The sequence below is a fragment of the Terriglobus sp. YAF25 genome, from assembly GCF_052113305.1.
GTDB lineage: Bacteria > Acidobacteriota > Terriglobia > Terriglobales > Acidobacteriaceae > Terriglobus.
This window is the reverse complement of record NZ_JBFRCY010000037.1, coordinates 1-11,416: the sequence shown is the minus strand read 5'-3', so window position 1 is coordinate 11,416 and position 11,416 is coordinate 1. Positions and strand designations below refer to the sequence as shown.

Here is an 11,416-nt window from a genome sequence, read left to right as displayed (position 1 = left end):
GTCCCCGTCGATCCAGACGTATTCCCGAGCGGCAGACCGAACAAGTTGCGGAAGTTTACGAAATCCTGTGGATTCAGATCCGATTCGCCGACGATCGCAATCGTTTGCCCGGCCCCATTCACCGACGCGCTCCAGAGAGGATTCAGGTTGTAGAGCGTTGCAAAGTCGTAAGGCGTTACGCCGAGATAGTTGGCGCCATTCGACGAAATCACGTATTGAGGTGTACCACCAACCTGTTGCAGCTTTCCTGTCTGCGAATCGCGCCGGTAGATACCGTACTTTTCGGCGAACGTTTTCCGCGGAAAATTGTTCAGTGAGCTGAATCCAGAGACCAAAGGAGCAAGCGCAGCCGGGATCAACGGATCGGTGACGTTCGCTGTACGGGATTTTCCGAGGTACGAGAACCGGTGCATCGAGACGCCAAAGGCCTGTCGCATGGCTCCGGCGGAACCGGAGAACTCCACGGTCGTTCGACCTTTATTCACCGAAACATTGTTGAACCCGTGTGCCGTCAGCCAGCTCGTCAACGTCGCGATGTCGGTATCGGAAGGACCGAACCTGGCCCCGAACTCCTCCGGCGTAAGCCACTTGTGAAAGTTCGGAGAGTTCTTGTCCTGCTGCTCATCGACCAACTGCTTCAGTGCAGTCTCCTGGTCGTCACTGCGCCGCAGTGTCATCAGAATGCGATTCAACGCCAGGTCATCAGCCAGCGACCCTTGATCGTTAGCGACACGGACCAGTGGATGCACCATGCCACGCAATTCAACGCGGTGGTTATCGTTCACCGGCTGGGTCACCAGAGGTTTAGCTTGATTCGTGAGTTGAGCCGAGACAGAAACGGAAACAAGGGCCAGAATAGCTACTGCAAAACGGGGGAGCTTCAACATAAGAGCCTTTATGGCCAGGTACAGTACAGGCATGCACCGTGGGGGATTCTAAAGATGCCATGATTCTCAGGCGGCCCGGTCACGATGTCAAATTCCCATCTCACTTACAAGTGATCGTTTTTGAGACATTAAAAGACGAGGGGTGACCGAAGCCACCCCTCGTGATACGCAACGTTGCTAATTCACAACAAATGTCACCGTCGACGTGTGGGATGTGGCGGTGGAACTGGTTGAGCTGCTGGTAGCCGTCACGGTAATGGTGTAGGTACCGGTTGAGGTTTTGGTCACACTGCTGCTTGAGCTGGAAGAACCGCCACCGCAGCCGGAGAGCCCGGTCATCAGGACTGCACTGAAGCCTATCAATAGGAGAATCGGGAGCCGCCGCCTGCGCGGCAGCAGCATGCACAGCAAGCCCGCCAGAACAACAGCTCCGCCGGCAGCCGCCTTCTCCCCTCGACGTAGCGCCGCCTGCTGAGTTGCCAGTTGTGTCATGCCGCTGCCAACCTTGGCGCTCGACTGATACGCATACAGCGTCAAAGCAGTTGTTGCCGTACCTCCACTCGCCAGCGTGACCGGCGAGACTGAGAAGATATATTGCGCTGCAAGGCTTGTGCTGCTGGATGCGCTGAAGCTGATCGATCCTGCAAAACCATTCACCGAGGCGACGGTGAATGTAATCGGCGAGGCCGTGCCTCCAGAGCTTACTGTGGCTGTCGCGGTCGAAGGTGACAGCGTGAAGTCAGCGGTGCTGGCCGCCACTACATCGATGGTCGCCGCTCCCAGAGAACTTCCGTAGGTCGTATCCCCCGAATAGGACGCTGTAATCGTGTGATTGCCCGAAGACAAGGACGTTGTGGAGATAGTTCCGGTTGCCGTGCCGGAGCTCAAGGTGAACGTGGAGCCTGTTGCCGTTCCATCCACCAGTAACTGCACCGTTCCGGTCGGAGTCGTCGTTACACCTGATGTACCCGATGCCACAGTTACAGTGATAGAAACCGAGTTGCCCGCTGTCACATTGGTCGGCGACGCCGTAACAGTCGTCGTCGAGATCGCCGAGCCACCTGAGGAGAGCGCCGTTACCGCTGTCCAGTCGTTGACAAAGTTGGCGACATCCAGTGAACCCCATCCCGTTGCCAGGTCATATCCCGTAGTCGCGCTGTAACCGATGCTGGTTGTACCTGAGGGGCAATCGGTGGTTCCACTCGTGCAGGGTTGTTTGTTGTCGCCCACGGTCACGTCGTGGAAGACCGAGCTATAGTACGTGCTGTTCGCGAGCGCATAGATTGTCGGATTGGCATTGCCGATGCGCGAGCCGGTCTTCTGCTCAACCAGAGCCAGGACTCCCGCAAAGATTGGTGTGGAGACAGAAGTGCCGCCCACAACTGCCAGAGTGTCATCGGAAGCGCGATAGCCGTTCGTGCAGTATGTGCCCGTGCAGATGAGATATCCGTCGTGACCAGATGCCGCGTTGAAAGCGATATCGGGAACATCACGGACATAATCCGTAGGCACACCAGTGCCTGTCTGCCAGGCCGGCTTAGCGAAGTAGTCGCTCTTTCCACCACCACCACCGGCCAATTCGCTCCCGGAAGTGGTTTCGTTCCATGCCGCCTCCGGAATGTAGCTAAGCGCTGACCCCTGATTCGAGCCATTTGACCCGCTCCAATACGTCGTAGCTCCAGTGGTGCTGCCCTCATTGAACATGGTTCCACCAAGAGCCGTGACGTAAGGCGAAGATGCGGGGAAATCGACGGCTAGTCCATACTGTGCCGATGTCACTGTGGTTGTGCTGCTGCTGTAGTCGCAGTCAGTGGCGCCGGAATCGCCGGTCGGCCCCACAATGGTCTGACCTTGTGCATTTGCCTGGCGGAAGAGTGCGTTATAGGTCGTCAGACTGCTCTGCCCCCATCCAGACTCGCAAAGACCATAGCTGATGGTGATGATGGGCGCCAGATTGTTGCTGATCGCCTGGGTCAGCGACGTGTCCACAACATCCTTGGAATAGACATAAAGGATCGAGGCTGACGGGGCCGCCGCACCAGACCACTCTACATCCAGCATTGCTTCAGCGAGGTCGGTATTCACCGTTCCGGGCGTCGTGCCATAGAGCTTCAGAGTAGGCGCATTGGTAGAAAGCCCTGAGACACTGCGAAAGGTCGCCACCTGCGACAGGCTGATCTCTGTCTGCCCCATCACTGCAATCGTTACACCTGATCCGGTCGTGCCGCCGGAAACCAGTGACTTCATGTCATAGATCGTGTAAAGATCTCCCGGCGCAAGAAAGTGACTTCCTGACTTATCTGAGGTGAAGTGAGGACGCACATGCGGCTTCAGCTTGAAATTATTAAGCCCGGTAATCCCCGTGACAACTGTCTGTAAGCTGGCCGGAAGAACCGGCTCAGAGATATTCGCAAAGTTTGTTTCGCTCCCCGACTGGACAGAATGAATCGAAGTCTGGAAGGCCTTCTCGACAGCCGAGACGGGGCCGCTGAAGGTAATAAAGTTTTTGCTTCGCGCAACCTCCGTCACAGTCAGACCTTTGCTGGTAAGCCATGCCGTTGCCTGGTCCAGGTCAGCCTGTGCCATGCCGAACTGTGCCCCATACTCTTCCGGGGTGAGCCACTGGTGATAACGAGAAGAGCTCGGGTTCTGCTGATCCTGCAGCAACTGCGTTAGCGCAGCCTCCTGCGCGGCGCTCATGCTGAAACGAAGTGTGAGTTGCTCCAACTGCTGACTTCCCGGCAGTTCGCCAAGGTCAGACGCACCACGAACCCGCGGCGACACATTACCTGACATCGGGGTGCGCTGCGCGTCGTCAATCGAAGTAATACGGCGGGATGGTTGTACGGCAAACAAGGTCGATGCTTGCAGCACGACCAGCATTGCGATGGAGAGAGCCAAAGCACGTACGGGGAAGATACGAAGTCGTCGCATACAAAGGTCCAATACCCCCTTTTACGGCCACGACAAACACAGCAAGAACGCACCGTATGTGCAACCGGGAACAACGGGGGTCGCACGTACAGACGAGAACTTTCTGGAAAGGTTTCGGGGAGACGACGAAATCGCTTACTCTACTGCACGGTTACCTGATAGCTGTAGTTGTGACGAACCGGGCTTCCGCCATCGGTCCCCGAGACAGTGATGGTCAACAACTGCGTTCCGAATGGAGTGCCGTTGTTGGCAGATCCGCCACTGCTACTATCGGTGCCGTTCTGCACGACTCCAGAAGCGCAACCTCCTGCCGTCATCGTGACCAGAACTGCAAGAATCGCAATCAGCAGACTGATGCGACGGCGCGTTGGCACCATGAACCACATGATCGCCGCAACAACCGTTCCACCAACGGGAAGATGCCATGGAATGTCATGCCTCTCCAAAGAGGCAGTATTCGCATTCGTCTTAATTGTGAGGGTGCTGGTGCCGCTGCTGCCAAGCGATGTCGGAGAGAAGGCGCATGTCATCTGCGCCGCAGCCGGAGGCGTGCAGCCCAACGTAATCGTCCCGGCGAATCCGCCCGAGCTTGTCACCGTTGCAGCAACCTGCGCCGACTTGCCCTGCGTAATGTTCAGGGATGTCGGATTCAGGGTAACGGTAAAGTCGCTGATTGTGACTGCCAGAGTGTTGGACGTTGCACTCTTGTAGTTGGTATCACCGGCGTAGATCGCATAAAGGCTGTGCGCGCCAGGCAGAAGACCGGTGCTCGACACGCTCGCCACCGACTGCGTGGTTCCGTTCGCCGTCAGCGTAGCTGTCCCCAGCGTCACCACGGTGGAACCGACCGTGTCATAGAAGGTTACGGTGCCCGTTGGCGGAGATAGTGTGGTCGAACCGCCACTGGCAGTTGCCGTAAATACGATGTTCGTTCCGTTTACAGCCGTAGTGCTGCTGGCCGACAGCACCAGGGTGGAGGCTACCTTGGACGTCACGACACCAATCGCGGTTGATGTGCTGCCATTCCAGTTCGTATCTCCGGAATACACCGCGGTAATGGAATGTGTTCCAGCGCCAGTCAATGTCACTGTTGCCGTGGCTGAACCAGCAACAAGCGGAGCTGTACCGACGGTCTTCGTCCCATCCAGGAAGGTTACGGTGCCTGTATAGACATACGTTCCCGTCGCATTACCCGCATTCGCAACGGTGGCCGTCAGGGTAACGGAATCGCCGGCATTCGCTGAGCTGCTGCTCGACGTAACCGTCGTGGTGGTATTTCCCTTAGTCGCCGTATACGACAATGTAAGAGGAGAGTTCGTACACACGAAGGTATTAACCGACGGGCATGAGATCACGATCGAATACTTCCCTGGAGGAGGAATCGTAATCGTGAGGTTTCCCGTTCCCGAGGTCACTGTCCCGGTGTAGGTTTGCCCGTTCACTACAGCCTGAACCGTTCCGTTGGCAGCCCCCGTCGTAACCGCTACCGTCACCGTAATGGTAGCGTTATTCCCATACGCACCTGGCGACGGAGAGACCGATGCCGACAGCGTTCCGCTGGAAGGCGAAATGGTGACGGCGATTGAGCTGCTACTGGACGTCGCGAAGGTCGAATCTCCGCTATAAGTGGCAGTAATGTCGTGCCGGCCAATCGTCAACGATGAGTTCGAGATATTGACGGTTCCATCGGTGCCGATCGTGCCGGATCCAATGACTCCATCTTTCGAAGACGTCAGTGTGACTGTTCCCGTCGGCGTGCTGGTGGAACTCGTCGATGATTTGACCGTCGACGTAAAGGTGATGTTCACACCGCCATTCACGGCATAGCTGGAGGCAACAARTGATGTAGTCGTTGCCGTTGTTCCTGTTGCCGCCTGCACGCTGATCGCAGAAGACGTGGAAGCCGCATAGGTTCCATTACCGGAGTAGACCGCAGTAATGCTATGCGCCGTGCCTGCAGTCAGCGTCGTGGTGTAGGTCGCCGCACCACTCGTGACGGTACTGGTTCCCATCGACGTTCCATTGTCGCGGAAGTCGACCGTTCCTGTAGGTGTGGCGGCGGCTTGTGGATGAACCCGGCCAACACTCTGGCCGCTGGTGGTGGAGGTTACCGTCGCCGTAAAGGTTACGGATTTGCCCGCGACCGGTGGACTCGGATTCGATGTCAGAGCAACCGTGCTGGAGGTGCTTCCGGCCGAGGTCGACAGCGATCCGGAGGTGCTGGTGTTATAGACCGTATCTCCGGAATAGACCGCCGTTATGACGTGCACGCTGCCAGCTGCCAGCGTCGTGGCAAAGGTTGCGCTTCCACTCGACAACGTGCCCGATCCAATGATCGTCCCGTTGTCTTTGAAATCGACCGACCCCGTCGGAACAGTCGTGACGGAACTGCTGCCGGAAGCAACCGTAGCGGTAAAGGTCGTCGCCGCCCCCGTGACTGGAGGATTCGGCGACGAACTCAACGTGGTCACGCTGGTAGTTCTGGTGGCTCCCGGAGTAATGGAGAGGGTGTAAGGCGTGGGGCAGGTAAAGTTGCTGTCACCGCTGGTGCATGAGATCAGCACCGTAAAGGTATTCTTCTCACTTACGGGATATGTGATTGTTGCGGTCGACTTCGTTGTTCCGCTTCCTGCGGCCGCCAGCGTAGCCGGGTAGGCCTTGGTGTCGGTCGTTCCCTGCCCCTGAGCGCTGACTGTACCCGTGGGATTGTCCACTCCCGAAGTACCCGTCACCGACACCACGATGCTGGCATTGGCGCCATAGGTCGCGGTTCCATTCAAAATCGCCGAAACGCTGGCCGACTCCGGCTGAATGGAAATCGTTGCCGGAGCCGGAGTGTTAGAGGATGCATAAGTCCCGTCTCCCGCATAAGCAGCATTGAAGCTATAGCTGCCGCCGGCGAGTTGCTTGGTGCTGTACGTTGCCTTACCGGATGAGTCCAGCGAGGCGGTTCCAGGTGTTSCAGTTGCAGAACTGGAGAAGGTTACCGTCCCGGTCGGAGTCGCACCTCCACTCGCCGAGGTCACCGTTGCAGTCAGGGTGAAGCTCTGGCCATGTGTTGGAGCGAAGTTGCTCGAGGTGATCGACGTATTTGACGTCGATGTCCCCAGAGGCCACCGCTTGAGGATCTCTTCCGGGTTAACGGTGCCCAGCCCGGTCAGCGCCGTCCACGTCCCCGTGGCGATACCGGCCGGTTGCGTGTAGACGCCTGGAATCGCCGCCAGTTGGTAGAGGGTGGCATTGATGTTCCCAAGCCTTCCGCCACTCCGAGCGATCAACTCATTTACCGTCGCGCCGAAATCCGCCATAGAGATGAAATCCGGAACAGCACGAAGTCCATTGGCTGGCAGACCTTCTGCAACCTGCCAGGAGGGCCTGGTTTCCGTACCCATCATGACATCGCTCAGCGCAGCCGGAACAACGACTGTCATCCCTGCATAATCACCTGAAGAGTTCCCAAGCACCGTGATGCCTTGAGCATTCGCCTGCTGCACCAGGAGATCCCAGTCTGCCTGCCCCGCGGAAAGACTGTTTAAGACAAGCACAGCGGAGGAATTCGCGTCGACTGACGCTTCCGCGACAGGCAGCGGAGAATCGTCCAGATCGTCCAGTCCCGTTACCGCCCTGATGCTCTGCGGAGCGTCCCCAGGCAGCGAGAGATTTCCTCGTTCCACCACATGCAGGCTGCCGCCAATCTCGATCTGGTGAAGGTCTGCGCTGAAGGTCTGCTGGGCGATGGCCACTGTCGATGCTGCCTGTAATAACGTATGCGCTGCATTGGCTGCGGTGACGTGTATCCCTTGAGCTTCAAGCCAGGCAGTCGCCGCACCTATCTCCGCGTCGGTCGCGCCGAAACGAGCGGCAAACTCCTGCGGAGTCAGCCAATGATGGTAGTTCGTGGAACCTTTGGTCGTAAGGTCCGTCAAATACTGTGCCAACGCATTCTGCCGGCTGTCGTCTATCTGCAGCGCAATGGAGATGTGTTGCAACGGCGAGGAGGCTGGAGCGGCATCCAGAACAACTGCTCCTGCGGGCAGCGACGTGGTGACGGATGGCAACGCCCGGCGCGCTTGCTGTGCCATGGCAGCCGATAAAAGAGTACATGCCAGCATGCAGACCACCGCACACGAGCGCAGAAACGCCTGAATTTTCACCACCATAGGGATCGCATTGATTCTCGCCGTTGCAGACCGGAAAGGCAATAACACTTCCAGGCCAATGAACGTTACCTGCCGATAACTAAAGTGGCAGGGCGTGGTACGCTGTCGGCGTGTCGCGTTATTTGGAAGAGTCGCTCGCCCAGCTGAAGAGATTTGAAAACGCTATCCCATGGATGTATCTGGACACCGTGGGCAAAGTCACGGTTGGCGCAGGTCTGATGCTGCCAACGACGCAAAGTGCGACCGCCCTGCCCTTTCAATTTGACGGCCGCCCGGCCCATAACCAGGAGATCATCGTTGACTTCCGCCGGGTCTCTTCCATGGTGAAGGGGAAAGCTGCCGGTTTTTACCGCAGCCCTATGTCCGTGCTTCTTACCGCGGTGGAGATCGATGTCCAGCTCCGTGCCGCTGTCACCCATCTCGACCAGGATCTGAGAAAAGAGATTCCCATCTGGGACGCGCTCCCCGCATCTGCCAAGGTGGCCCTGCTCGATATGGCGTACAACCTCGGAATGACTGACCTGCTACAGGGTTATCCCAGGTTGCTGCATGCCGTCGTCACCGGCGACTGGAAGACGGCCGCAGCCGAGTGCCACCGCAACGGCCCTGCTCCCGCACGCAATGAATGGACCCGGCAACAATTTCTTGCCTATATCGCCGCTCCTTCCATTACTGCCGAGGCGGAGCTGAGACGCGATGCCAAGCCGCCGGCGATCCTCCCGATCGAGCCGGCACACCCCTCCATCACAACCCGGCCAACAACGACTACGGTTTCTGCCAAAAGCGCCCCATCAAAGAAGAGTGCCGTCAAAGCCTCTGCCAAGAAGTCGGCTGCTTTGGGCGCGAAGCCCTCCGCGGGAAGGCCGGCAAAGAAGGCAGTGAAATCCGCACCTAAGAAGCAGGCATCCGCCACGGCCAAAAAATCCCTGCGGAAATCCCCTTCCCGCAGCAACTAACTTTCGTATCCCGCTGTCCGTCCCACGCTCATATCTAATAGAGCATTTCCCTGTTACTGGGTATCCCGGAAGGATTGTGCGGTGGCGTTTTCATTGCGGAAAACGCCAATAGATGCGATAAGCCCTACACGACACCCACAGGGAAAATGCTCTATCGTTGCAATATCGAGAGTTGTTGGAGGTTCCATGTTTCATCGCATGAAGGCCGCGCTTGTGGCCGCTGTTCTTCTGGCGGGCTTTGCCCCGGCGCAGGACCTGGCCAGTTTTGAGAAGCGCACCACGGTCAAAGTGCTCCCCAATGGGCTGACCTTGATCGTCTGTGAGCGTCCTGAGGCCCCGGTTTTCAGCTTCTATACGCTGGTGGATGCTGGTTCGGCCAACGATCCCGACGGCGCCTCCGGCCTGGCTCACATGTTCGAGCACATGGCCTTCAAGGGCACCAACGAGATCGGCACGACCAATTACACCGCTGAAAAGGCTGTTCTCGAAAAGGTTGAGCAGGCGTATACCGCCTATAACCTGGAACAGCGCAAGCTGGTCGGACAGGATGCCGCCAAACTCTCTCAGCTCAAAGCGGCCTTCGATGCAGCGGTCAAGGACGCGCAGCAGTACGTCATTCCGAACCAGTTTTCTGAGATCGCGGAGAAGAGCGGCGCCGTCGGTCTGAACGCTTCCACCTCGGAAGACAAGACTGACTACTTCTGGTCGATGCCCTCCAACCGGCTTGAGCTTTGGGCCTATCTTGAGAGCAGCCGGATTGCTGAACCTGTCCTGCGTGAGTTCTACAAGGAACGCGATGTCGTTCAGGAAGAGCGGCGCATGCGCATCGATTCTGCCCCCATCGGACGCATGGTGGAGCAGTTCCTTGCCGCCGCGTACACGGCCCATCCCTATGGCCGCAGCGGCGTCGGCTGGGAGAGCGAGATCAGCCAGGTAACGGCTACCGAAGCTGAGAACTTCCATAAGAAGTACTACGTCCCTGCAAACATCGTTGTAGCCGTCGTCGGCGATGTGAAGGCGGCCGAGACCATGCCGGTACTTGAAAAGTACTTCGGCCGTATCCCCTCCGGTCCCAAGCCGCCGGAGATGACCACCATAGAACCAAAGCAGTTCGCAGAGCGCACCGTAACCATTCGGGAGGCCACGCAGCCGTTCTATCTCGAGGGCTATCACCGCCCCGATTACCGGGACAAGGACGATGCCGTGTATGACGCCATCACCGACCTGTTCTCCAACGGCCGTACTGCCCGCCTCTATCGTTCGTTGGTACGCGATCAAAAGATCGCAGCCGCGGCCGCGGGGTTCAGCGGCTTCCCAGGCGAGAAATATCCTGGGCTCTTCGCTGTCTATGCGGTTCCAGTGCCGGGAAAAACTCCAGCCCAGCTCCGCGATGCGATTCACAAGGAACTTGATCGCCTGAAGAACGAGGATGTCTCGGATGCTGAACTCGCCATGTTCAAGACACGTGCCCGTGCCGACCTGCTGCGCGGCCTGGCAAGCAACCAGGGACTGGCGCAACAGCTCGCCGACTACCAGACACGTTACGGTGACTGGCGTGAGCTCTTCCGCCAGCTCGAGGCCTACGACAAAGTGAGCAAAGCCGATATCCGCCGTGTTGCCAACCAGCTCTTCGTGGAGTCAAACCGTACCAGCACAACCATCGAGTTTGCCCGCCCCACACCTGCAGTGGTTTCCAAGGGAGGTGCCCAGTGAAAAAGAACCTTGTCTGCCTCGCCCTTGCCTCTGCTCTGTTTATTCCCTCATTACGTGCACAAACGACCGAACCATGGACGAAGATTCCGACGCCTCCGCTGCATGAGTTCAAACCGGTCCAGCCCAAGCGAATCGACCTGAAGAACGGTGTTGTGATCTTCCTGCAGGAAGATCATGAGCTGCCCTTCATCGACGGCACCATCAACGTCCGCGGCGGCTCACGCGAAGAACCGGCAAACAAAGCCGGCATGCTCGATATGTACGGTGATGTATGGCGTACCAGCGGCACCGCAGCCATGGACGGCGACGTCATGGATGATGCACTCGAAGCTAAAGCTGCCAAGATCGAGACCAGCGCCGACATTGATTCCACGGCACTCACATGGAGCAGCCTGAAGACGGACTTCGATACGGTCTTTCCCCAGGCAGTCGACCTCCTCCTGCACCCATCCTTCAAGCCGGAGAAGCTCGAGCTCGCACAGCAGCAGATGGCTACGGGTATTGCTCGCCGCAACGACGATGCCGGCGGCATTCTTGCCCGCGAGGTCGGTAAGGTTGTCTATGGCGCTGCCAGCCCCTACGCCCGTCAGCCCGAGTTCTCCACGGTCCTCGGCGTCACTGTCGACGACATCAAACAGTGGCACGATAAGACGGTGGTCGGCAGCAATCTGCTTGTCTCCGTCATCGGCGACTTCGATTCCGCCGCGATGGAGAAGAAGCTGCGCGACACCTTCGAGAAGCTTCCCAAGGGAGAACAGTTCAAGTC

6 protein-coding genes are annotated in these 11,416 nt (G+C 57.9%); 3 read left to right on the top strand and 3 right to left on the bottom strand.

Going from position 1 to position 11,416, the window contains the following annotated elements; translation table 11 throughout:
- The 3 genes from AB4043_RS02560 to AB4043_RS02550 all read right to left on the bottom strand — a co-directional run.
- On the bottom strand, positions 1-920 hold a 920-nt coding region (locus AB4043_RS02560), incomplete at its 3' end, for a protease pro-enzyme activation domain-containing protein (protein ID WP_442306443.1).
- A gap of 144 nt (positions 921-1,064) precedes the next feature.
- The gene (locus AB4043_RS02555) at positions 1,065-3,821 is read right to left on the bottom strand and encodes a protease pro-enzyme activation domain-containing protein (RefSeq protein WP_442299465.1); all 2,757 of its coding nucleotides are present in this window, start codon (positions 3,819-3,821) and stop codon (positions 1,065-1,067) included.
- A 140-nt stretch (positions 3,822-3,961) separates the two neighbouring features.
- Positions 3,962-7,981: an Ig-like domain repeat protein gene (locus AB4043_RS02550; protein WP_442306442.1), complete on the bottom strand. Its 4,020-nt coding sequence runs from the start codon at positions 7,979-7,981 to the stop codon at positions 3,962-3,964.
- Between the two features lie 110 nt (positions 7,982-8,091).
- Here AB4043_RS02550 and AB4043_RS02545 point away from each other — a divergent pair, with 110 nt between their 5' ends.
- The 3 genes from AB4043_RS02545 to AB4043_RS02535 form a co-directional block, all read left to right on the top strand.
- Positions 8,092-8,937, top strand: coding sequence for a hypothetical protein (locus AB4043_RS02545; RefSeq protein ID WP_442299463.1), 846 nt, complete (start codon positions 8,092-8,094; stop codon positions 8,935-8,937).
- Positions 8,938-9,123: 186 nt separating this feature from the next.
- Positions 9,124-10,650 (top strand): M16 family metallopeptidase, encoded by a 1,527-nt coding sequence (locus tag AB4043_RS02540; RefSeq protein WP_442299462.1) that lies wholly within the window; start codon positions 9,124-9,126, stop codon positions 10,648-10,650.
- On the top strand, positions 10,647-11,416 hold a 770-nt coding region (locus tag AB4043_RS02535), incomplete at its 3' end, for a M16 family metallopeptidase (RefSeq protein ID WP_442306441.1). The genes AB4043_RS02540 and AB4043_RS02535, both read left to right, overlap by 4 nt.

Bases quoted from the DNA above. Each gene is read 5' to 3' on its own strand.
- AB4043_RS02540 (WP_442299462.1), top strand. From the start codon at position 9,124: ATGTTTCATCGCATGAAGGCCGCGCTTGTGGCCGCTGTTCTTCTGGCG.
- AB4043_RS02555 (WP_442299465.1), bottom strand. From the start codon at position 3,821: ATGCGACGACTTCGTATCTTCCCCGTACGTGCTTTGGCTCTCTCCATC.